Origin of the sequence: Flavobacterium sp., assembly GCF_031411595.1 — a bacterium.
Taxonomy (GTDB): Bacteria; Bacteroidota; Bacteroidia; order Flavobacteriales; family Flavobacteriaceae; genus Flavobacterium.
The window spans coordinates 51,219-76,176 of sequence record NZ_JANOBI010000024.1 but is presented as its reverse complement, the minus strand read 5'-3'; the positions used below and the strand labels follow the sequence as shown (position 1 = coordinate 76,176).

General features: G+C 39.6%; 14 protein-coding genes. 7 read left to right on the top strand and 7 right to left on the bottom strand.

The window, feature by feature from the left end; all coding sequences use genetic code 11:
- Nucleotides 1-57 precede the first annotated feature (57 nt).
- From RMO03_RS05125 to glyA, 4 genes are all read right to left on the bottom strand, one after another.
- Nucleotides 58-2,508 (bottom strand): TonB-dependent receptor, encoded by a 2,451-nt coding sequence (locus RMO03_RS05125; RefSeq protein ID WP_309641016.1) that lies wholly within the window; start codon nt 2,506-2,508, stop codon nt 58-60.
- 143 nt (nt 2,509-2,651) lie between these two features.
- Nucleotides 2,652-4,352: a M56 family metallopeptidase gene (locus RMO03_RS05120; protein ID WP_309641015.1), complete on the bottom strand. Its 1,701-nt coding sequence runs from the start codon at nt 4,350-4,352 to the stop codon at nt 2,652-2,654.
- Nucleotides 4,353-4,370: 18 nt separating this feature from the next.
- Nucleotides 4,371-4,757 carry a BlaI/MecI/CopY family transcriptional regulator gene (locus RMO03_RS05115; RefSeq protein WP_309641014.1) on the bottom strand — a complete coding sequence of 129 codons (387 nt, stop codon included), beginning with the start codon at nt 4,755-4,757 and terminating at the stop codon, nt 4,371-4,373.
- Nucleotides 4,758-4,943: 186 nt separating this feature from the next.
- Nucleotides 4,944-6,218 (bottom strand): serine hydroxymethyltransferase, encoded by a 1,275-nt coding sequence (gene glyA / locus RMO03_RS05110; protein ID WP_309641013.1) that lies wholly within the window; start codon nt 6,216-6,218, stop codon nt 4,944-4,946.
- Nucleotides 6,219-6,327: 109 nt separating this feature from the next.
- On the opposite strand from glyA, the gene fahA reads away from it, so the two are divergent.
- The 5 genes from fahA (at nt 6,328) to RMO03_RS05085 (ending at nt 19,371) form a co-directional block, all read left to right on the top strand.
- Nucleotides 6,328-7,611: a fumarylacetoacetase gene (fahA, locus tag RMO03_RS05105; RefSeq protein WP_309641012.1), complete on the top strand. Its 1,284-nt coding sequence runs from the start codon at nt 6,328-6,330 to the stop codon at nt 7,609-7,611.
- A gap of 241 nt (nt 7,612-7,852) precedes the next feature.
- Nucleotides 7,853-9,409 carry a T9SS type A sorting domain-containing protein gene (locus tag RMO03_RS05100; protein WP_309641011.1) on the top strand — a complete coding sequence of 519 codons (1,557 nt, stop codon included), beginning with the start codon at nt 7,853-7,855 and terminating at the stop codon, nt 9,407-9,409.
- Nucleotides 9,410-9,527: 118 nt separating this feature from the next.
- The gene (locus RMO03_RS05095; protein WP_309641010.1) at nt 9,528-10,730 is read left to right on the top strand and encodes a hypothetical protein; all 1,203 of its coding nucleotides are present in this window, start codon (nt 9,528-9,530) and stop codon (nt 10,728-10,730) included.
- A gap of 320 nt (nt 10,731-11,050) precedes the next feature.
- On the top strand, nt 11,051-18,544 hold the full coding sequence (locus RMO03_RS05090; protein WP_309641009.1) for a hypothetical protein: 7,494 nt from the start codon (nt 11,051-11,053) through the stop codon (nt 18,542-18,544).
- Between the two features lie 233 nt (nt 18,545-18,777).
- Nucleotides 18,778-19,371 carry a hypothetical protein gene (locus RMO03_RS05085; RefSeq protein ID WP_309641008.1) on the top strand — a complete coding sequence of 198 codons (594 nt, stop codon included), beginning with the start codon at nt 18,778-18,780 and terminating at the stop codon, nt 19,369-19,371.
- Between the two features lie 73 nt (nt 19,372-19,444).
- On the opposite strand, the gene RMO03_RS05080 is transcribed toward RMO03_RS05085, so the two are convergent.
- Together RMO03_RS05080 and RMO03_RS05075 are read right to left on the bottom strand one after the other, a co-directional pair.
- On the bottom strand, nt 19,445-21,193 hold the full coding sequence (locus tag RMO03_RS05080; protein WP_309641007.1) for an ABC transporter ATP-binding protein: 1,749 nt from the start codon (nt 21,191-21,193) through the stop codon (nt 19,445-19,447).
- A 432-nt stretch (nt 21,194-21,625) separates the two neighbouring features.
- Nucleotides 21,626-22,327: a VIT family protein gene (locus RMO03_RS05075; RefSeq protein WP_309641006.1), complete on the bottom strand. Its 702-nt coding sequence runs from the start codon at nt 22,325-22,327 to the stop codon at nt 21,626-21,628.
- 821 nt (nt 22,328-23,148) lie between these two features.
- Here RMO03_RS05075 and RMO03_RS05070 point away from each other — a divergent pair.
- Together RMO03_RS05070 and RMO03_RS05065 are read left to right on the top strand one after the other, a co-directional pair.
- Nucleotides 23,149-23,640, top strand: coding sequence for an SRPBCC domain-containing protein (locus tag RMO03_RS05070; RefSeq protein WP_309641005.1), 492 nt, complete (start codon nt 23,149-23,151; stop codon nt 23,638-23,640).
- 178 nt (nt 23,641-23,818) lie between these two features.
- Nucleotides 23,819-24,226 (top strand): VOC family protein, encoded by a 408-nt coding sequence (locus RMO03_RS05065; protein WP_309641004.1) that lies wholly within the window; start codon nt 23,819-23,821, stop codon nt 24,224-24,226.
- Nucleotides 24,227-24,515: 289 nt separating this feature from the next.
- Here RMO03_RS05065 and RMO03_RS05060 read toward each other — a convergent pair whose 3' ends face one another.
- Complete coding sequence (locus RMO03_RS05060; RefSeq protein ID WP_309641003.1) at nt 24,516-24,713, bottom strand: hypothetical protein; 198 nt, start codon at nt 24,711-24,713, stop codon at nt 24,516-24,518.
- Nucleotides 24,714-24,958: the final 245 nt, after the last annotated feature.

Genomic DNA, 24,958 nt, shown 5'->3' with positions numbered 1-24,958 from the left:
TACAACATTTCAGCCCCAAAATTACAACATTTAATAAGAAGTGGACTCTATGCCTGTTTAATTTTTCACACGATTCTTTTCACTATCCGCACCTGTGGCATCATGCTGTGATTTGGTTTCAAATGATTTCCCAAAACTGTAGGTGAAAGTCAATGCGACGAATCTTGAATCGCCTTTGTTTCTCCAATTCGCGTCAGTGAGTTTCAAATTTTTAATGATGCCATTGTTGAGACTCGAATAGAATATATCATTCGCTGCGAGTTTCAAACTGCCTTTGCCTTTGAGTATTTTCTTTTGAATGCCAACGTTGATATTCGATCGCGACAACAAAACAAATTGCGTTGAAGTCACATCTGTCGTATAGGTTCCGCTGAGTTCGGCAGACCAATCTTTTTTAAACTTAAAACTGTTGTTCATCATAAAAAACCAAAAGGTGCCTGAAGAGTCGAGATTTTCGGTATACAATCGACTTTGGAAATGCGAATACGTAAGCTCCGAATAGACATTGGCCGACCACCATTTGTTGAACGGAATGTCGCCATTGACATTGATGCTGTAATACTCGCTTTTACCAATATTTCCGGGGCGGCTGTAATAGATTTCGTCTTTGATTTCAATCGTTTCATTGATATCATCACTCGTGTTTCCATAGCTTAAAGTCGATGAGAAGTTGCCTTTGTAACGATACGAAAACTCATAATTATTAGAAAAAGATGGATTCAAATACGGGTTTCCGGAGTAAAACGTAAACTTATCCAACGGACTCACAAACGGATTCAAATCCTGAAAATACGGACGGTTGATTCTTCTGCCATAATTCACCACCAGTTGGTTGTTGCCAATCGAATCCAATTTATACATCACATAAATTGTCGGAAAAAGATTGGTGTAATTTTTTTTGAATGTGGAAGCCGGCTTCTCCACGTTCCCCAATTGGTTTCCTTTTGATTCCGTGTTTTCGAGTCGCAGTCCGGTTTGGAAAGTAAATCTTTTGTAGCTTGTATTGAAATTCAGATAAACCGCATGGATGACTTCATCATACTTAAAATGATTGCTCGTGTCATAATTTGGCACTTCACTTCCTGAAATCACATCACGATAATCTGCAATGTTATCGGTTTTGGAAAAACTTCCTTTATAACCGGCTTCAATCGTGCCTTGGTTTGGCAATGGATGCGTATAATCCGCTTTCAAAGAATAAATAACAATGTCGGTGGGCAGATTTCCTTTCAATTCATCCTGACTGCTTAAGGAATTGTCAGGTTGGTATACAAAATTTTTAAAACGCTGATCAGTGACTGTATTGTAATTCAAGTAATCGAGATCGACCGTAATTTTTTGTCCAAGCGTATCGATGTCATGGCGATAATTGAGGTTGATGCCTCCATTTTTGAATTTTTCATTTTCGCGATTGTTTGCAACGATTGTAGAATCTACGACTGAAGCGGCATTGGTTAAAGTGCTGCGTACATCGGTTTTTTGATGGCTTGATTTTAGGATTCCGGTGAAGCCAATTCCAAAAGTGGTTTTATCGGAAGCGTAATAATCCAATCCGATTTTAGCGTTGCCGGTATTGACTTGACTTCGAAGAAAACTGTTTTGATAAAAGAGGCTTTTAGTAGAGGCATCAGCATTTTTAAATCGACGAAAAATAAACAAATCATTGATCGGATTTTGATACGCATAACCCACATTTCCAAACAATCTGATTTTATCATTGAGATAATTTAAATTCAAACCTTGCCGTGTTTGTGGTCTTTTTCCTTGTGAATATCTCGACGTTGCGCTACCATTAAAACCTTTCGATTTCGATTTTTTACTCACAATATTAATCACACCGGCGCTTCCGGCTGCGTCGTATTTCGCTGGCGGATTGGTCATCAATTCAATTTTATCTAAGGTACTTGCGGGAAGTGATTTCAAATAGGCTTCTAAATCCGCACCTGACAAATACGTTGGTTTATCATCAATGAAAACTTGAACACCCGATTTTCCTTTGAAAGTTATAGTTCCGTTTTGATCAACGCTAATACCGGGAGATTTTTCTAAAACATCCATCGCATCGCCACCGGCTGCAGTAATGAAGGCCTCCACATTGACAACCGTTCTGTCGATTTTATTTTCTACGAATGCTTTCTTTTTTTTGACCACGACTTCATTGATCGTATTGGTTTTCTGGGTTTCAAGAACAATCTGTGGTACAAGAAGTTCTTGTTTTGATTCATCGATGATTATTGGTGAACTCGAATAAGGCTTATAACCCGGATTATCAATAGCAATTTGATAGGTTTCATTCTTGAGATTGGTAAATTCAAAACTGCCATCAGCCTGCGTGACTTCGGTTTTTACGAGCGAATTGTCTTTGACAAGTGTCAGCGTAACCACTGCAGCAGCTACAAGTTGCTTTTCAGTAGTTTGAACATTCCCGTTAATTTTACCCAACTGTGCGGACACAAACCCGGAACTGAGCAATAAGCTACAAAGAATGCATTTAAAATAAGGATTCATACTGATTTCGTTTTTTGATTGATGATGGATTGATGATGGATTGATTTTTTTAATTGATGGCAATAAAATTCCTTTCCAACTAAGTGAATATTAAAAAGAGTAAAGGAATATATTGATTATTTCGCGTCTACTGCAACGCTCTCCTAAAACGAATAATTGTAGCAGATGCTGTGATACTGGGATTTTATATATTTCTGACGGATTTTTCTAAACATGTTTTCAGCTTGTACTTTTCCGTTGACGATTAGGTTATCTTTTGAAAGTTTATACGACAGATTTTTGGTGTCTTTGATAATATTTTCAACAATAAGATCTGAAATGATATTGCTGGTAAGTTGATCAACATTGAGATTTTCGGGCAAATCTTCCCCTGAAATCCCAGTTCTGATCGAAACCTTTTTGGTGTTGTTTTCAGTTACTTCTTTTTCAAAAGTTTTGGCGCTTTTGGTATCTTTCAAGACAGTTCTTGTAGTAACGGACTTAGCAGTAGTTGCATATTTTTGAGCCTGACGTTCCGCTTTGCTGGCTTGATCATCGTAAAATCGCGCTTCATCATCTGCTTTTCTAGCTTCATCATCTGCCTTTCTGGTTTCATCGTCAGCCTTTCTGGTTTCATCATCAGCCTTTCTGGTTGCTTCATCAGCTTTTCTGGTTTCTTCATCAGCTTTTGCAACTTCGATGGCTGCTTTTTGGACTTCAATGGCATCATAATATGCTTCCGTTTTTGGAAAAATTGCCGATGTATTATTGGTACTGCATAGTGGCTCAGGAACAGCTTTTGTTGATAAAATATCAATAGGCATGATGGGTATTGCCACATTGCTGATTTTAGGATTCGAACATGCGATGACAATAATCAATGTCAACAAAAGGCTCGTGGCAAGAAATGCTTTTTCTACTATATTGAGTGATTTATTGTTATTGTAAATAATGCGTTTGGCACGTCGCAACAAATGATTATTGGCACCTCCGAAACCAATAGCCAATGCGATATTTTCCCTGTTGTATGCTTCGAAAGTCACTAGTGCCTGAACAAAATTGATTTTATTTTCCGTAGCATCAATGGCAATATCATCACAACAATTTTCGCGTTCTTCTTTGATCAATGAAGACAACCACAAAACACCAGGATTAAAGAAAAATATTGTTTCAGCAAAAGCCTGCAACAAGTTGATTCCATAATCTTTTCTGCGAATATGGGCTAGTTCATGCAACAGAATTGCTTCAATTTGATCTTCAGGCAAACTCGTTAACAAGCCGAACGGAACGAGCAATATTGGTTTGAAAAAACCGGTAACCAGAGGCACTTTCACCAAAGTCGATTCTAATAAAACAACCGGTTTTCTGATATGAATGCGACGTGTTAATACTTCAAGCCTTTTGCTCCAATATTCTGGTGGCGAGAAAGTTTTATAGTTTCTGATTTTATAAATGTGGCTCATCCCTGTAAAAATTCCGAAACATTTAATACAAAAAATCAGGAACCAAATCAAAGCAATGGTGTCCGCATGACGGTTTAAAAAACTGATGATATTATCCGAAACCACGACAACATTTCCGTTGGTTGAAATATTTCCAATGGAAGTATTCAATTGATTAATAGGTAAATTTAAACGTGTAGTGACTTCGGTATTTTCATTTTGAAATTCATAATCAAACGTAAAACCTACCATGATTATAAAACTTAAAAACAAACTTGAAAGTAAATTATAACGCAAGCTAGCAGATGATTTTCGCGTCATAAAAATCACGATTCCAGCACCCAAAGCCAGCAGAAACCCTTGCCATACAGAATGCACTAATGTCCATGAAATGGCTTTCAATAAAGTGTCATTTAAAATCATAATCGATTATTTTATGAATTATTTCTTTTCAAGTTGATCGAGCATTTTCCTAATCTCATCAATTTCTTCTTGCGATGTTTTTTTATTTCCAAGCAATTGCATCATCAGGCTGCTGCTGGAACCATTATACATAGCATCGACAAATTTATCGAGCAAGAATCCTTTGGTTTTTTTCTCTTCAATCGCCGGACTGTAGATGTGCTTCATACTTGATTTATCAGTAATAAGCATGCCTTTCTCAGCCATAATCTGCATCAATTTTAACGTTGATGTATATTGCACTGCCCGCTTCTGTTCATTGAGTTGGTCATTGACAAATCTAACGGTCGATGGCCCGAATTGCCACAACACTTGCAATATTTCTAATTCTGATTTGGTAGGTTCCGATTGCATGATCTTTTTCATTTTTGAATTTCAACAAATCAAAGGTAGGAAAAATTTCGTACGAATAAATTATAACGTATAATTTTTTAAAACTTTAACATAAATAAAAAAACCCACACTTGACAGTGTGGGTTTTTGTTGTAGGTTGTATGTTGTAAGTTAAAATAGTAGTGACCTACAACTTACAACCTACAACCATCAACTTTTCTAAAAAACAAACATCGCGCGCTCGCCCATCATTTCATTGACTTCGTCGGCCACTTGTTCGATAACTTCTTCATTGGTATGGTTCATCAAAACACGGTCTATCATATCTACAATCGTTTCCATATCACTTTCAATTAAACCGCGTGTAGTTATCGCTGGTGTGCCAACGCGAATTCCTGAAGTGATGAATGGTGATTTGTCATCAAACGGCACCATATTTTTATTGACGGTAATTTCAGCGCGAACTAAAGCATTTTCTGCTTCTTTACCCGTGATGTTTTTATTTCTTAAATCGATTAACATCATGTGGTTGTCAGTTCCTCCAGAAATTAAATCATAACCTCTTTTCATAAAAGCTGCTGCCATGGCTTTGGCATTTTTTTGCACTTGCATCGAATAATGGAAGAACTCATCGGTCAAACATTCTCCAAACGCTACTGCTTTTGCGGCGATAATGTGCATCAACGGACCACCTTGATTTCCTGGAAAAACGGCTAAATCCAACAACGAAGACATCATTCTGATTTCTCCTTTTGGCGTGGTCAATCCCCAAGGATTTTCGAAATCTTTGCCCATCAAAATCATGCCGCCTCTTGGGCCGCGTAATGTTTTGTGTGTGGTTGTAGTTACAATATGACAATGTGGAATTGGATCATTCATCAATCCCTTAGCGATTAAACCTGCAGGATGTGAAATATCAGCCAGCAACAATGCGCCTACACTATCAGCGATTTGTCTGAAACGTGCAAAATCCATATCACGACAATAAGCTGAAGCGCCGGCAATAATCATTTTCGGCATTTCGCGTGTGGCAATTTCTTGGATTTTATCATAATTGAATTGTCCGGTTTCTTTTTCAACGCCGTAGAAAACCGGGTTGTATAAACGTCCTGAGAAATTCACAGGAGAACCATGTGTCAAGTGACCACCATGCGACAAATCGAAACCTAAAATCTTATCGCCAGGTTTTAAGCAAGCAAAGTAAACCGCTGTATTGGCTTGTGAACCCGAATGTGGCTGTACGTTGGCATATTCGGCTCCGAACAATTCTTTGGCTCTGTCGATCGCGATTTGTTCTACGACATCTACGACTTCGCATCCTCCATAATAGCGTTTTCCTGGATAGCCTTCTGCATATTTGTTGGTTAGGCAAGAACCTGCCGCTTCCATGACTTGGTCGCTGACAAAGTTCTCTGAAGCAATAAGTTCTATTCCGTGTATTTGTCGGTCTTGTTCTTCAAGAATTAAATCGAAAATCTGTTGGTCGTGTCGCATTTTATATTTTTTCGTTAAAAACTGTCCAAAATTACAAAATCGGTTTGTAAAATTGACATATAATGATATATTTGATAACTGAATTTTCAACAAACAATCAACATTACAAATGCCGATAACTGCTAACAATCCTTCAAGAAAATCTTGGTTAGATGTACCAAAAGATAGCGATTTTCCAATACAAAATATTCCGTTTGGTGTTTTTATTACCAAAGACGACGTCATTACTATAGGCACTCGAATTGGCGATTACGCTATCGATTTGGGTGCACTGCAACAACTCAATTATTTCGACGGTATCGAATTGACCGACGATATGTTTATGCAGGACACGCTCAATGATTTTATTTCTGACGGAAAGAAAACTTGGCGACTCGTACGCAATCGTATTGCGGATATTTTCGATAGCAACAATGCCCAATTAAGAGACAATAAAAACCACAAAGCCATCGTAGTTTGCAAAGTCGAAGATGTAGAAATGCAATTGCCGGTTTTGATTGGTGATTATACCGATTTCTATTCGAGTAAAGAACACGCCACCAATGTAGGCGCCATGTTCCGCGATCCGAGCAATGCGTTGTTGCCAAACTGGCTTCACATTCCTATGGGTTATCATGGTAGGAGTTCAACGATTGTACCTTCTGGAATTCCGGTGCACCGACCGATGGGACAAACTTTGCCGAATGGTGAAAGCACACCCGTTTTTGGTCCGTCACGGTCTATTGATTTTGAACTTGAAATGGGTTTCATCACTACGGATGCCAATATTATGGGCGAGAATATTCCGGTGCATGAAACTGAAGATTATATTTTTGGAATGGTGTTGCTTAACGATTGGAGTGCGCGTGATATTCAGAAATGGGAATACGTGCCACTTGGTCCGTTTTTGGCGAAGAACTTTGCGACTTCCATTTCTCCTTGGATTGTGACGATGGATGCTTTGGAACCGTTTAGAACCAAAGGGCCGAAACAAGATCCGAATCCGTTGCCATATTTACAACAGAAAGGAAAGCATGCTTTTGATATCAATTTGGAAGTGGCTATTGAACCTGAAAATGTCGAAGCGAGTATTGTTTCGAGTTCTAATTTTAAATACATGTATTGGTCGATGAGCCAGCAATTGGCGCACCATACTTCAAATGGTTGCCGCGTGAATTCGGGTGATATGATGGGTTCGGGAACCATTTCGGGTCCGACGCCGAACAGTTTTGGTTCTATGTTGGAATTGACTTGGAATGGAAAAAATCCGATTGTAATGAAAGATGGCTCTGACCGCAAGTTTATCAATGACAATGACACGGTGATTATGAAAGGTTTTTGTAAGAACAATGAAGTGCGTATTGGTTTTGGTGAAGTGAGTAGTAAGTTGTTGCCGCCTTTTGTTAGGAAATAATGGATTTATAGACGTGTGGGTTTTGTTGTAGAGATTGCTTCGTGCTGTGCACTCGCAATGACGGTTTACAAATAACAAACTGTGACCTTAGCTCTGATGTTAGTATAAAGTTTTATCAGCATTCAGGCTAAAAATAGACACCTCGGAAAAATGAAAATTTAAAAATTCACTATTAATAGTCGAACAAGTAGAAACAGTGACTTTAAACAATCTGAAAGGAATTTAATTTAATTTTAATACTATGAAAACTTATTTGATTTTATTCATGACTGGTTTATTTTGTAGTGTTGTATTTGCTCAAGCACCTTGTATAGAATGGCAAAAAACATTAGGAGGAACGGAATTTGATTCTGCTAGAAGTATACTACAAACTCCTGACGGTGGGTATATTGTAGCAGGTTCGAGTATCTCAAACAATGGCGATGTATCCGGAAATCATGGCGGTTCTGACGTTTGGGTAGTGAAATTAAGTTCGTTAGGTGATATTATTTGGCAAAAATCTTTAGGTGGATCAGGAGGTGATTATGCTACTAGCATACAACTAACTACAGACGAAGGGTATATTGTAGCAGGTTCGAGTAGCTCAACCAATGGCGATATTTCTGGAAATCATGGCGATTCTGACTTTTGGGTGGTAAAATTAAGTCCAGTAGGTAATATTGTTTGGCAAAAATCTTTAGGTGGAACAGGATATGATTATGCTACTAGCATACAACAAACCTCTGACGATGGGTATATTGTAGCAGGTATTAGTATGTCAAACAATGGCGATGCTTCTGGAAATCATGGCTCTCAAGACTATTGGGTGGTCAAATTAAGTTCGTTAGGTGATATTGTTTGGCAAAAATCTTTAGGTGGAACTAATGGTGATTATGCTACTAGCATACAACAAACCTCTGACCATGGGTATATTGTAGCAGGTGGGAGTGACTCAAACAATGGTGATGCTTCTGGAAATCATGGCTCTTATGACTTTTGGGTCGTAAAATTAAGTTCAGAAGGTGACATTGTTTGGCAAAAATCTTTAGGTGGAACCGATTATGATAATGCTAATAGCATACAACAAACTTCTGACGGTGAGTACATTGTAGTAGGTCAAAGTATGTCAAACAATGGCGATGTATCTATAAATCATGGCTCTTATGACTTTTGGGTCGTAAAATTAAGTTCGTTAGGTGATATTGTTTGGAAAAAATGTTTAGGTGGAACAAATGCTGATTATGCTAATAGCATACAACAAACTACAAACGGCGAGTATATTGTAGCAGGCAGGTCTTACTCAAACGATGGAGATATTGTCTCTGGACATCATGAGTACTATGACTTTTGGGTTATATTATTAAATTCGTCTGGTACAATTTTGGCGCAAAAATCTTTAGGTGGATCAGGAGGTGATGATGTTGCTTATAGTGTACAACAAACTACAGACGGTATGTATGTTATAGCAGGTGGTACTTCTTCGAACGATGGCGATGTCTCTGGAAATCATGGCAATGAAGACTTTTGGGTAGTAAAATTAAATCAAGAATTTCTTCTTTCAACGAATGAGATTCAAATCCAACCTAATATTAGCATGTTGCCTAATCCATCTAGCAATTATATTACTTTTCAAGACGATGATAAATCAAACAATAATTTCAAATATATTATTGTAGACGCATCCGGTAAGGTTGCAAAAAGTGGTCATTCAAAGTTTAATGAAAAAATAAATATTCAAAGTTTGACAAATGGCAATTACATCATTCAAATAGAAATCGAAAACGGAGAAAAAAAGACAGAAAAGCTAATAAAAAATTAAATCCGCTAACAGCAAAACGATAACGGTTATCCTTTTACGTGCACCAGGATTAAGCTCCTGACCATTATTATGATTGAGATGTAAGATGCATTGCTAAAGATTCTTCGTTACACTCAGAATGACTGATACTATTATGAAACAGGTTATATTATTATTTACATTGGTGTTATTAGCCGCATGTGGCGTCAAACAAACCCGTAAAATGGTGGCTTCAGGTGATTATGACAGCGCGATTTCGAAAGCTGTTGGTGGTTTGCAGAGCAACAAAAATGCGAAAGGAAAACAGGATTATGTGTACCTTTTAGAGGAAGCGTTTGCCAAAGCCAAAGAGCGTGATTTGCGCGATATTGCAGGTTGGGGCTGGTTTAAGGATGCTAATCCGAAGGATTTTGAGGCTATTTTCAATACGTATAAGCTGCTTAATGACCGGCAAGAAATGATTCGACCGTTATTACCATTGAAATTACTTAAGGAAAATCGCGATGCCAAATTTCCGATGGACGATTATACAGAGCAAATCATGAACAGTAAAAATGCGTTGTCGAAATATTTGTATCTTAATTCGGTGGCTGCTTTGATTTCGAATGACAAAATGCGCTGCCGTCGAGCTTATGATGATTTGGTGTATTTGAATCAGATTAATCCCGGTTATAAAGATGTGACGAAGTTGATTGGTGATGCGCAATTGAAAGGTACGGATTTCGTCATTGTGTCGGCAAAAAACGAAACAAATGCCATTGTTCCGAAACGTTTAAACGATGATTTACTGGATTTTAGTACGTTTGGTTTGAATGATAAATGGACTGCATATCACAACGCGAAACAGCAAGGTATTGTGTATGATTATGGGGTTGAAATTCACTTTAGAGGCATTAATATTTCACCCGAACGCATTAATGAAAAAGAGTTTTACAAAGAAAAAATCATCAAAGATGGTGTCAAAAAACTATTGGATGCACGTGGTCGTGAAGTGAAAGACAGTTTGGGAAAACCTATTTATGTGGATAATATGAAAACTGTTCAGATTGCCATTTATGAATCGGCACAACAGAAAGCAGCTCAAGTTACGGCTAAAGTGGATTATGTGAATTTGAAAACGAATCAGCTGTTGGAGACTTTTCCACTCAGTAGTGAGTTTGTTTTTCAAAATGTATATGCGCGTTATAAAGGCGATCGTCGTGCTTGTGAGGCAGATTATTTGCAGAATTTCGACCGAAGACAAGTGCCGTTTCCGACAAATGAGCAGATGGTTTATGATTGTGGTGAGGATTTGAAGAATAAATTGAAAGACATTATCAGTAGCCATTCGATTGGGAAATAGAGATTGGATTATTAGATTTTAAGACTGTAAGATTATAGGATAAACGTGTTCGAGAGAGCGCGTTTTTTTTATTTATAAATTATTTTAAAATATTAACAGCTATAATAGCACAATAACTTACAAGCCTTAAAAGCAACTTATGAGCAAACAAGCGGTCTCTCAAATTATTATTGCAAATGTTCATATTTAAATGGATTAATATATTGCAAAGTGTCGTTTATAAGTACATTTGTCCGATAAAAGACGCTTTTTGTATTTTTTTGTAAGATATCCTACTTAAAAAAAGAATATTACTGCGCCTAAAATAACCCCAAATTATTATGAAGACCCTAAAACTACTTTGGTGCTTAGGCAAGCCTACGATGCCTTTATTTAAAGTAAAATTTTCCGGAACTACTACCTGGATTATTGTTTGCCTACTATTGTTGAAACTAACTTCCGCTGATGCGATGTGGAAATCCAAACCTCATTACGAGAGCAGGAATACCAGTTTATTGTTATCGACTGTTACTGTCGGAACAGGTGGTAATTACGCTACATTAAAAGCGGCATTCGATGCGATTAATGCCGGTACAATTACCGGACTCGTTACGCTTCAAATCATAAGCAGTACAACAGAAACCGCTATGGCTAGTTTAAATGCTAGTGGAACTGGATTAGCCAATTACAGTTCGGTTTTAATTTATACAACAGGAACTGGCTACTCCATTAGTGGTGCTATATCCAATCCTCTAATCAATTTAAATGGTGCTGATAATGTTGTTATTGACGGTAGAGTCAATGCTACTGGAGCAACTGCTAATTTGGTCATCACCAATAGTGATACAGGAATCAATGCATGTGCTTTGAGGTTAACCAATTCTGCGGAGAATAACATTATCAAATATGCAACACTTGCTGCCTCAGGTCTTAGCCTCGGAACCGCCATTGTTACTTTTTCAACTTCCGCTTCAGGGAATGGAAATGATACCAATGTCGTAGAATTTTGCAACCTTACCAATGCAGGTGGAAATCGCCCCTTTAATGCTATTTTGAGCACTGGAAGTGCAGGTCGTGAAAATAGTGGAAATAGCATTCGGAATAATACGTTATTTAATTTTATAAACAACAATAACAATTCGTTTGGAGTCAATATTTCTATCTATAGTTCGGATTGGAATATAAACAACAATAGCTTTTATGAGACTAGTGCATTGGCACCAACAGGAAATTATACCTATGGAGCCATACGTATTGCCACACCAAACATGCATACTGTTAGCGGAAATTATATTGGAGGAAGTCAGCCCTTTTGCGGGGGAACTCCATTTACGATGATCTCGAGTTTCGATACGTATTTCAGTGGTATTTTTGTCACAGGAAATAACACAACACCTCCTTTGGTTCAAAACAATACCATACAGAATTTCAATTATAGTAGTACCAGTACCAATCCATGGGATGGACTTTACTTGTCATCAGGTAGTGTTTCTTTTATAGGGAATACAATTGGAGCATCCACAGGAACAAATTCTATTGTGGTTACAACGCCAAACGCTACAGCTACAGCAACTATTTCGGGAGGCGTTGTGACAGCCATTAACTTGGTAGGTGGTGGTAGTGGTTTTTTGACTGCTCCTCTAATTACTTTTACACTTTCAGGAAGCACAACTCAAGCTACAGCGACAGCAACTATTTCTGGTGGAGTGGTTACAGGATTCACGATTACCAACGGAGGTTCGGGTTATACCAGTACTCCCAATGTGAATGTTAATGGTGCTGGATATTCTACTACGCACGGAATACGTTGCTTGAACAGTGGTACAGTCACGATAGAGAATAATAGCATAGGCTCTGTTACTACTTTTGGAAATGTTGCCTACTCGCATTGTTTCGAAGGTATTGTTATCAGCGGTTTTCCCACTTCTGTTATTACGGTTAATAACAATTTAATTGGAAGTCTTAGCACTGCCAACAGCATTAAAACAAGTTCACCAGCAACGTCGTCTATTTTTAAACAAGATGTTAGAGGGATATATATTAATTCTGCTGTTAATCTTGTAACTGCTTCAGGAAATACCATTGCTAATATGACAAATTCCTATACTGGAAGCTCAACTTCTAAAGTAGATGGTATTTGCTCTAATGCTGACAACAACGTCATCCAAAACAACACGATTAGAGACATTACTGCTTGTATGAATAGTATAACAGTTAGAGGCATACAACAATTCGTTACAACTACTGGTACCAATCAAACCATCACGGGTAATACAGTTTATAATTTATCAAATACGCATCCAACGGCTTCTTTAGTCGTGATTGGGATTGATTATACAGGACCAACATCCGGTACGAATGTCGTTTCAGGAAATTTTATATATGGCTTATCGGCCACTTCTTCCAACGTTCTTTGTGAGATTGACGGAATTTTGATTGGTAATGGTGCAACGACTGTTGCCAATAATATTATCAATCTTGGAACAAGTGTAACAACGGGCTATAAGATATATGGCATCAATGATAATAGCAGTGCCAGTGCAACCAATAACAATAGTATCTATTTCAATTCCGTTTATCTGGCAGGGACAGTTTCTTCTACAGTTACTTCTGCAACCGCTGCGTTATGGAACGCCAATAATATTGCGTTGCGCAATTACAGAAACAACATTCTGATGAATGTGCGCACCGGAGGAACCACCGGTAAACATTATGCTATCAAAATAGCCGGGCTTTCCGGTTTGACGATTGATTATAATGATTACTACTGCAATGCCGGAACATTTTCAGGGTACAGCGGTACTGATAAGACAACGTTAGCAACATGGAAAACCGCTACCGGACAAGACACCAATAGTTTGAATACCAACCCATTATTTACAAGTGCTGGCGGTACAAACCCATTGAATTATTACACCTCAGCCATTTTAAATGCTGCAACAGGAACAGGCATTGCTTCAGATTATACGGGTCTTGCAAGAAGCGTTGCTCCTAAAATGGGAGCGTTAGAAATAACCGCTTATGTATGGTCTGGCGCAGTCAGTACCGATTTTGCAAATGCAGCCAACTGGCAAAATGGTTTGGTGCCAACCAATGGGTCTGACATCTCCTTTGCTGTTTCACCTACCAGAAATTGTGTTTTAGATCAAAACAGATCACTCAGGAATATTACTAATGCACAGGCTACCTATCAGTTATTACTCAATGGAAAGCAACTGACATTGACAGGCAATTTAACTTTTTCCAATAGTGCAAAGATCGATGCTACCGCAACTTCCTCTTCAATACAATTCAGCGGAACCGCAGCACAAAGCATTCCGTCAGGAGCTTTAGTCAGCAATACTATGGATGGCTTAACGCTCAACAATATTGCGGGGTTGACAATCAATGACAACATTACAATTGCGCATCCATTAACATTAACCACTGGAGCATTGACTATAGGTGCTCGTACTTTAACCCTCAGCGGAACCATCACCACCACCACAGGAACTATGGTTGGAGGCAGTAGCAGCAATATAGTCATTGGCGGTAGTGGTGTGTTTGGCTTACCTGCTATTTCGCTGAACAACTTAACAGTCAATCGTGCAACGGGAATCAGCTTAACCGGATCGGTATCGGTCGCAGGTACATTAGCTTTAACAGCCGGAACTATTTCGGTTGGAGCCAATACACTGACATTGTCCGGAAATTCACCAACACGCGTCAGTGGCGCTGTTGATGTAAGCAATACCGCTGCTACTTTAGCTTTCACCAATACAGTCGCCATAACACTTCCAATTGCATTCTTCGCAGGCAATGTAAACAATCTTACTATTGACGGCTTAGGAGGAATCACTTCAGCGGACGATTTTACTATCAATGGTGTGTTGCATTTGGTTGGTAATAATCCTTCGGCAACGAAAGGCGCTCTAGACATGTTGAATGGTGCTACCATAAAAACACTTACTATGACAAGCAATGCCACGAGCATAGGAATTGGCGATACGACCGGAATTATCAAGCGTACCACGATTACGGACGCAGTAAGCTATACTTTTGGAAATGAGTTTATGAAAGTTTATTTTTCCAACATAGGAACACTTCCGAGTCAAGTAAGTTTAAAAGTCAGCATTGGTACAGCACCTTCATGGAAAACAGGAGCCATCAATCGCGAAATTGAAGTCATCCAAACCGGCGCTGTCGGAACGAGTTGCGTGGTGTCGTATCATTATCTTGATAGTGAACTCAACGGAAACAACGAAGACCATTTGGTTTTATGGGTGAAAATCGGAAACTTTGAATATGGCAGTTCAGCTTTTAATACAACAGAAAATTGGGTTGCGCTTTCCAATGTTAATATTGCTTTCTTCAATGCCGCCTTTGATGGAACGCGAAACGTAACTTTAGCAGAATACAGCACCACCAATACTATAACCTGGAATGGTTCGCTATCCACTTCGTGGACGTCTGTTCAAAACTGGACACCTAATGTTGGCCCATCCGCTACCAAAAACATCATCATTCCTAATACAACGACAACACCTAATGCTCCTACATTGCCTTCGGTCACTGATATCAATAGTCTCACCATTGAAGCAGGCGGAATCCTCAACGCAGTCACTTCAGCGCAACTTACCATAGAAGGAACTAATGCTTGGAGCAATTACGGCGGTACCTTCAATCCCAATACCAGTAATGTTATCATCAACAATGCGACTGCTACGATTTCAGGCACTACCAATTTTTATGATGTCACCATCAATAGTGGAAAAAAGCTATCGATGACGCAAGATAGCACGATGCGGATCGCCGGAACCATCACCAACAATGGCATTTGGAAAACTATTGTATCGGGGCCTACCACAGTCGAATATAACGGTGCGGCACAGACCGTCATCAATCCTAATGGCACAACGGCAGGTTACTCTAATCTTATTCTTAGTGGTAGTGCTACCAAAACCATGGTCTCGGCACTTGTAAATATCTATGGTAATTTTAGTCTTGCTGATACAGTCACTGCAACAGCTGCATCTGCTTTAACTATTGCTGGAAATGTCGCTATCGGACAAAACGCAACCTTTAATACGGGCAATTTCGACCATACCATTGCCGGTAATTTTGATGATAGTGGTACTTTCAACGCTGCATCAGGCCATACTATTTCCTTAAACGGGACTTCGCCACAATCCATATTAGGAACATCGGTAACTGTTTTTAGTCAGCTGACCATTAATAACAACAGTGGCGTCACCGTGGATGAACCCACAAATGTGAACACTTTGCTTACACTTACAAACGGAGTCTTCAAAATTGATAACACGCTCGGAATTTTGGGCACTATAACCAAAACTTTTGGTTCTCTTGAAACGACTCCTGCTTCGTCTTTAAACATTGGCGGTAGTGGCGCAATGGTTTTTGCCAGTGACTTATTTAGCGCGCAACCCAGTTTAAACAACCTTACCATCAACCGTTCCGGCGGACTTACTTTAGGTCAAAGTATGACTGTGAATGGGGCATTAAATATGACATCAGGAAATCTAACTATTGGTAACAATAACCTAACAATAGAAGCCTTAGGTACTATTACAATTGTTTCTCCAAGTCCAACAAAAATGATTATAGCCAGTGGTACAGGAGAAGTAAGAAAGATGATGATTACGGGAAGTTCCTTTACGTATCCCATTGGCGATAATACCGGAACTCCCGAATATTCTCCAATTACCATTACACTTGCCGACGATGGCGCGGCGAATAATTATTATGGCGTAAAAGTAACCAATGCCAAACATCCAAATAATGCCAGCACTACTGATTATTTAAATAGGTATTGGAGTTTGACACGATCTGGAAATAATCCTCATATAGCAAACATCGCTGCTACCTGTACTTCATCAGATATTGTAGGGACTCAAACAAGTATTTCAGGAGCATGCATCACAGGTAATTTTGACCAATTGAATAATCCATGGATAAAATACAATGCTTTGTCGGGAAATACCATTACGATGACCAATATTCCTATAGCGGCAAGCCAAACTACAGTATTCTCTGGAATCAAAGGAGCTAATCCAACTGTAACCATGCTCGGAGCCACAAGCACTTGTTCGGGTTCAGATGTTGCTTTAGGAACAACCGTTACAGCAGAAGGAACAGTACTTTACAATTGGACACCTTCTGATTTCCTAAGCAGCACCACGATTGCTAATCCTATTGCTACTGCAATCACAGCGACCACCGCCTATACAGTAACCATAAAAGACGGAAACGGCATCAGTGCAAACGCCACCGGAACTGTCACTGCGGGAAATACAACTACTTATAACGGAACATGGGATAACGGAGTACCTACAGCCATAAGCACCGTAGTCATCGCTGCCAATTATACTGCCGCCGCTTCGTTGGCTTGCTGTTCACTTACGGTAAACAATAATGCCGTAGTCAATATTCCATCGGGAATGAATGTGACTTTGAATGGTGCTTTAACGGTAAGTTCAGGCAGTTTCACTTTAGAGAATAATGCCAATTTGTTGCAAAATACCAATGCCGCGAATTCAGGAAACATCATCGTCAAACGCTCAAGTTCTGCGCTGATACGCCAGGATTATACGTTATGGTCCTCGCCTGTTTCGGGACAACAATTACTCGCATTTTCACCGGCTACTTTGCCTACGCGTTTTTACCAGTATGATTCACCAACGAATGTATATGCTGCGCTAACGCCTACTGTAAATTTCGAAAATGCCAAAGGCTACTTAATTCGCGTACCAAACACTCATCCGGCTACCGCTACTGTATGGAATGGTAGCTTTTCAGGCGTGCCACACAATGGTAATTATTCTTATACTATGAATGTTGGCGATGCCACCCATCGTTTTAATCTGGTTGGAAACCCTTACCCATCACCGATTAGTATGGCGCAATTTGTTACCGAAAACAGCAATAGCATTACAGGGACGCTTTACTTTTGGAGAAAAACAAACAATGCCGCAAGTCCATCGTACTGCTCTTGGGTAGGAGGAACTTTCGTAAACAATGGCGAAGCACAAGTGTTCGACCCAAGTGGCATCATCAGAACAGGGCAAGGTTTCTTTGTTGAAGCTAAGGCTGCAGCCAGTTCGGTTTTGTTTGCCAATACCCAACGGGTTTCCAATATTGCGAACCAGTTTTTCAGAACTACGGATACCGAAGAACAGCATCGTATTTGGCTCAATGCCACCGATACGTCAGGCGCTTTTTCACAAACAGAAGTAGGTTATGTTACCAATGCTGTTACAGAACGTGATGCTTATGATGGTCAATTTATGAATGACGGTGCGATTGCCTTATATAGTTTGATAGATGCACAGCCTTTGGTGATTCAAGGGCGAGCGTTGCCTTTTGATGCTACTGACATGGTGCCTTTAGGATTTAAAGCTACTACAGCCGGTACTTACACCATTGCCATCGATCATGTTGATGGATTGTTTAGTGGCACACAGACGATATATCTGAAAGACCATTTGATGGGTACGGAACATGATTTGAAAGCCAACGCTTATACGTTTGCTTCCGAAAGCGGTACTTTCGACAACAGATTTGAAATTGTTTATACTGATTTGTTAAGTACACCAACGGTTACTGCATCAAGCAATCCAGTAATCGTATATAAAAACAACGATGCTTTGATGATTGATAGCGGAATTGCATTGATGACATCAGTTCAGATTTTTGATTCCAGAGGGCGCTTGCTAGCAGAAAAGAAAGAACTCAATAAACCAACAACAAGCTTTCAGAATCTTGGGGCCAATGGTGTGCTTTTCGTGCGCATTAGCTCGGCTACGGGAGTGGTTGTAGTGAAAAAAGTGCTATGGTAAGGGAGAGATTATAAGATCGTAAGATTATAAGATCGTAAGATTATAAGATTGTTAGATTGTTAGATTGGCGTCTTTGGGAGGAGACGCCTTTTTATTGCTGGATTAAATATCGAATAAGAAAATCTACTGCGCTATTATTTACAGTGAATCCTGTAATTTATAGTAAAGAAAATACAACACATTTCAGCTACCTTTACGGTGCAATACTTCTGTTGCTGATTAATTGAAATACAATGTGGTGGCAGTATCTTTTGGTTTTTGTGGGCGCTTTTATATTTGATGTTGTCCCCATCCCTTTTCCTCCGGCTTGTTCGATTATGGTTCCGCTTCAGATACTATTTAAACTCAATACTTGGTGGGTCATTATTATCGGAGTTGCTGGTTCTATTTTAGGGCGGTATGTGCTTACACTTTATATTCCATTACTCGCAGATAAAGTATTTAAACCCTCCAAGAACAAAGACGTACAGTATCTGGGAAAAAAAATGAAAGAAAAAGGTTGGAAAAGCCAACTGCTTATTATAGCCTATTCTTTATTGCCCATTCCTACGACACCTTTATTTTTAGCAGCCGGAATGGCTCGGTTGAAACCCATCCAGATTATTCCCTCCTTTTTCGTTGGCAAATTTATTAGTGATGCTATTGCGGTGCATTTGGGTAATTATGCAGCCCTCAACTTTGACAATATGTGGGACAGTGCCCTATCATGGAAATCAATCGTAAGTTTATCTATTGGGGTGCTATTAATCGGTGGTTTACTGTTCATCGATTGGCTCACACTAATCGAAGATAAAAAACTAAAACTAAACTTCCACATCTGGAAATAACCTTCAAACCAAATTGCTATCACCCTGAGTCATTGCGAGTACAAAGCACCAAACAACGTCAGCACCTTAGAACCTATTTTCTTTCCCCAATCTGCTGTCTCCACATAGCATAATACAACCCTTTTTCATCCAACAAATCCAAATGCTTCCCTTGTTCGATAATTTGCCCCTGCTCTAGTACATAAATTCTATCCGCATGCATAATCGTCGACAAACGATGTGCAATCAAAACTGTAATCTGATCTTGTTTTGACGAGATACTCCTAATGGTTTGCGTAATTTCCTCTTCCGTAATCGAATCTAACGCCGAAGTGGCTTCATCAAAAATTAACAATCTTGGGCTTCTCAATAACGCTCTGGCTATCGACAACCTTTGCTTCTCGCCGCCCGATACTTTGATTCCACCTTCTCCGATTGTAGTGTTGATACCATTTTCGGCACGTGACAACAAATTCTGACAAGCCGATTTTTGCAACACATCATTGAGTTCTTCATCGGTAGCATTGGGTTTTACAAACAGCAAATTGTCTTTAATGGTGCCAGAAAACAACTGCGCATCCTGAGTCACAAACCCCAATTGTTGGCGCAACTCTGTAAGATCGATATCGTTGGCGTTCTTTTCATTATAGAAAATAGCCCCTTCTTCGGGTTTGTATAGTCCGACAAGCATTTTTACGAGTGTGGTTTTACCGCTTCCTGAAGGTCCGACAAACGCTATGGTTTCACCGGCTTTGGCTTCAAACGAAATATCTTTTACAGCATAACTTTTGGCGGTTCGGTGCTTGAACGAAATATGAGAGAATTTCAAATGGTTGATAAACCCAATCGTTTCTGGAGTTAGTGGTTTCTCTTCGCTTTTGGCATGCATCAAATCGCTGAAATTGTCCATTGATGCTTTGGTTTCATTGAACGTGGCAATGACATTCCCAAGTTCTTGTAATGGGTTGAATAAAAAGAACGAAAAGAACATCAGCGTAATCACATCGCCAGGTTGTATGATGTCGCGGAACACAAACATATACAACGCAAACACCAAACTGGTTCTCATAAAATGCACCGTCGTTCCTTGAATAAAACTCAACGAGCGAATGAAACGCACTTTCTTCAATTCTAATCCGAGGATTTTAATTGTGGTACTGTTGAGTCGGTTGACTTCCTGTTGTGTCAGCCCCAAACTTTTGACCAATTCGATATTGCGCAACGACTCGGTTGTAGCACCTGCTAATGCAGTAGTTTCGCCTAAGATTTCTTTAGATACCTTCTTGATTTTCTTACCTAAAAATGAACTTACAAAAGCCACCACAGGGATGGTCGCTAAGAAGACCGGTCCTAAAAGCCAATGGATGTTAATCGCATAAACCACCACAAACGTTATCCCAATGACGGTTTGAAACACCATTGAAATGGATAAGGTGATGAACTTCTCACAATCGATTTTCACTTTTTGCAACTTGCCTAAAGTTTCGCCACTGCGTTGGTCTTCAAAATCTTGATACGGCAACTGCAACGCTTTCTGAATACCATCGGTATACATCTGAGCTCCGGTACGTTGGATGATAATATTGGTGAAATAATCTTGAAAATTCTTAGCAATTCTCGACATCATAGCCGCACCTAACGACAACGCCAACCAGCCCAATACGGCTTTGGTAAACGCAGCATAATCATGATTGAAGTTCTTGACGCCCACGCCACATTCGTTGAGCAGTTTTCCGATAATAATAGAATCGCACAAAGAAAAACATTGGTTGATGGCAGCAAGGAAAAGCGCTAAGAACAACATCGGTTTGTGCGCTTTGATATAAGTGTATAATATTTTCATAGGAATTTTTAAAAATCGATGGGCAAAATTACGACTATTTATGATTTAGATTTTGAGGTTGGGAAGATTTTAAGATTTATATGTTTTTGCCGATCAATATTTTCCAAATTATTCGTCCAAGCTTAATCATCAAAAAACTTGAAAGCCTCAATGAATTTAAATCACTATCGGAAGTTTATACCCAACAAAGAAATTAGATCAATACATTATTTTACATATCATCTCTTTTAAAACTTTGCGTCTTAGCGCCTTTGCGAGCTAATTTTATATCTCGCAAAGTCGCTAAGACGCAAAAAGTATAATATCTGTAAGTAGATTTTGGTGTAAAGTTCCCGATAGTACGTTAAATTCAAAATCCTGGTAGAATAATTTAATTCCCTGAAAATGAAAAACGAATGACCCCTGAAAAATTATTGATTGATTGTTAAATCCTTATAACTTAACACCAAAAAGATACCCCACCAAAGCAGACAATCCCATAGCAATAGTGCCCCAAACGGTAATGCGCAAGATGGCTTTTCTTATGCTTGAACCTCCGGTTTTTGCTGCAATGGTGCCTAATATCATTAGAAAAATGATGGTAAACCCATACATCGAATATTCTAAATTTTTCAAGGGTGCCAAAAGAATCACCAGCAGCGGCAATACACCGCCAACAGTAAACGCAGCTCCCGAAGCCATAGCAGCTTGTATCGGATTCGCCTGGCTAATTTCGTTGATGCCCAACTCGTCTCTGATATGGGCGCCCAAAACATCATGCTCCGTCAATTCGATGGCTACTTGCAATGCGGTTTCTTTTTTGAGTCCTCTTTTTTCATAAATCTGAGCCAATATTTGCAACTCTTCTTCAGGCATTTCCTCGAGTTCTTGCATTTCTCTTGCAATATCGGCTTTCTCTGTATCGGTTTGTGAACTTACCGAAACATATTCGCCCGCAGCCATCGACAAAGCTCCGGCAACAAGACCCGCAACAGTAGCGAGAATTACAGGTTCTCTTGTGGCACTAGCCGCAGCAACACCTATGGCCAAACTCGAAACCGATATGATCCCATCGTTGGCTCCTAAAACGGCAGCCCGAAGCCAATTGCTTCTGTGGATGTAATGATTGTCTAAATAATTGTCGATGGTTACCATGTTCTTGTTTTTTGATACAAGTAAAATTAGTCCTTTTTAAATGGTATGCGAATTATTTTATTCTTAAGATTTTCTATAGTAGTGGTGCATGTGAGTGGAATGTGATGCTGTGTTAGCGGTTTAAATATTGATAAACACGAACAACACGAATTCGAGACACTGTATACACGCTTGGTATACGCTTGGTATACGAAGTATTAGTATACTATTGGTTAGGTTGCCGCGCCTGCGGCTCGCAATGACGTGGTGATTTTGAACTTTAGTGGTTGGTGGGGAGAGGTTGCCGCGCCTGCGGCTCGCAATGACGTGGTGATTTTGAACTATAGTGGTTGGTGGGGAGAGGTTGCTGCGCCTGCGGCTCGCAATGACGTGGTGATTTTGGGCTTTAGTGGTTAGTGGGGAGAGGTTGCCGCGCCTGCGGCTCGCAATGACGTGGTGATTTTGGGCTTTAGCGTTTGGTGGGGAGAGGTTGCCGCGCCTGCGGCTCGCAATGACGTGGTGATTTTGGGCTTTAGCGTTTGGTGGGGAGAGGTTGCCGCGCCTGTGGCTCGCAATGACGTGGTGGTTTTGAGCTCTAGTGGTTGGTGGGGAGAGGTTGCTTCGTACTGCGCACTCGTAATGACGTTGGTTTTGGGTTTAACAGCGAAGTATGCATGTTAGCGGTCATTGTAGCATGACGCTGCATAACTGAAACTGACTCATAAAAAAGACGACCGAAATGTATCAATTACATAACTTCTTTCTAAAGTTGTGTAATCCCTTTCATTGAAAAAGCGCTGACCTTTATGACTTCAATATTAGTTCAAACTTTAAAATAAAATATGATGAAAGAAAATGCAACAATTGAGGAACACAAAACAATTACGGTTGAAAGAACATTTAACCTTCCCCTTAATACCGTATGGAGCGCTTGGACCGAACCTCAAAATATGAAGAAATGGTGGGGTCCGAAAGAATATACCTGTCCTGACTGCACTATCGATTTTAAAGTCGGTGGAAAATTTTTAGCATCCATGCAAGCGGCAGACGGTAAAAAGGTTTGGTCGACGGGTACATACAAAGAAATTGTACCATTCAAAAAAATAGTTAATACCGACAGCTTTGCAGATAGTAGTGGCAATATAGTAGCTGCTTCTTATTATAAAATGCCCGGAGATTGGGAGCAGGAACTACAGGTAACTACAGCATTTGAAGAAGTAGACGGCAAAACAAACATATCGTTGCAACACGCCGGCTTACCTGCTGAGATAAGTGAAGAATGTATCAAAGGGTGGCAATCATCATTTGATAAATTAGAAGAAAACTTTAAATAAATTAACCACAAAGTGCGCTAAGATTTTACTTCGTCAGTTCGCTACGCTCGGGTCGCAAAGTGCGCAAGGTTTTTTGGCGAGCATAAAATTTTCATAGCGAACTTAGCGTATACTCTCGCGTTATTTGCGGTTAAAAAAAACAATAATTTAGGACAATGCTAATCATTAATATGAAATTATGAAAAACGAATTTTGGTTAAACTTACCCGTAAAAGACCTCAAAAAGTCTAAAGATTTCTTTACACAACTTGGATTTTCATTTAAAGATGCTCCTAAAAACTTATTGAGTTTACTTGTCGGCAAACAAGATGTTGTAATCAATCTATTTGAAGAAACAGAATTCAAAGGTTATAGCGGCAACGAAATTGCCGACACCAAGAATGCTACCGAAGTATTGTTTAATATTGGCGCAGAAAACAAAGAAGCAGTAGATCAATTCGCCGAAAAAATTAAAAAAGCCGGTGGCGAAATTTACAGAGGACCCGAAGATAAAGATGGTTGGATGTATGGTTGCGGTTTTACTGACTTAGATGGACATCGGTGGAGTATGTTGTATATGGATATGAGCAAAATGCCAAAAGAATAAAGACCAGTAAGTTAAACAGCAATTTATGGCAGTATATAAAGCCCGAAATTTTGTTTCGGGCTTTTCTATTTCATGTCATTGCAGACGACCAAGGCTATGGCAGCGCATGGCGGCGAAACGGTGTTGGATTGTAAGATTTTTGGATTATAAGACTTTAAGATTTATGAGTCTTTTTTCGGGTGCGGAGAGGTTGCCGCGCCTTGCAGGCTCGCAATGACGCGGTGGGTTTGAGGGTTTGTGGTTTGTGGAAGAGGTTGCTTCGCCTTGCGGGCTCGCAATGACGTGGTGGTTATTTGCGGGTTTTTAAGATCATTAGGGATTCCTCTGTTGGTATGCCCAGATACTCAAAACACTCTTTGAAGGTAACGATCTGGTGTGGCTTTTTGTTGTTGGCTTTTTTGATTTGTTTGAGGATGTTGCGGCAGCAGCGTTCGCTTTTACCGGTAAGGATCTGGATGTCTTTGGTGTAAATCGTGATGCGTTCCATAGTGCTTTGATTTAGATGATTGATTGATTCTTTTCTGATTTGGAGGCGCATTTTGAGATTGACAGTAAGTGTGCCAAAAAATCGCCATTTGTGGCCATTTGCAATTCATTAACAAAATAATCTAACGCAACTACACTTTGAACCTCAATGCGTTGCAGTATATCGGTAGTCGTTTGTGGTTGGTGGGAGAGGTTGCCGCGCCTGCGGCTCCCAATGACGGGGTGGTTGGTGTGAGAGGTTGCCGC